Source organism: Paenibacillus sp. 05T425, from assembly GCF_056396205.1.
The window spans coordinates 1-403 of record NZ_JBFTLA010000144.1 but is presented as its reverse complement, the minus strand read 5'-3'; the positions used below and the strand labels follow the sequence as shown (position 1 = coordinate 403).

1 rRNA gene is annotated in these 403 nt (G+C 51.4%); it reads right to left on the bottom strand.

The annotated features are described in order from the left end of the window. Window positions 1-403: ribosomal RNA gene (locus AC1DF0_RS32500) — 23S ribosomal RNA — on the bottom strand; the annotation flags it as partial.

The window sequence follows — 403 nt, the reverse complement described above, 5'->3', positions numbered from 1 at the left end:
TTCAGGTTCTTTTTCACTCCGCTTCCGCGGTGCTTTTCACCTTTCCCTCACGGTACTGCTTCACTATCGGTCACCAGGGAGTATTTAGCCTTGGCAGATGGTCCTGCCGGATTCCGACGGGGTTTCACGTGTCCCGCCGTACTCAGGATACACTTCGGAGAGTGCTAGCTTTTGGTTACAGGGCTTTTACCTCTTTTAGCGGGCCTTTCCAGACCTCTTCGCCTAACCAACACCTTTGTAACTCCATGTGAAGTGTCCTACAACCCCAAGGAGCAAGCTCCTTGGTTTGGGCTAATCCGCGTTCGCTCGCCGCTACTGACGGAATCACTTTTGTTTTCTCTTCCTCGGGGTACTTAGATGTTTCAGTTCCCCCGGTATGCCTCTTACTAAGCTATGTATTCAC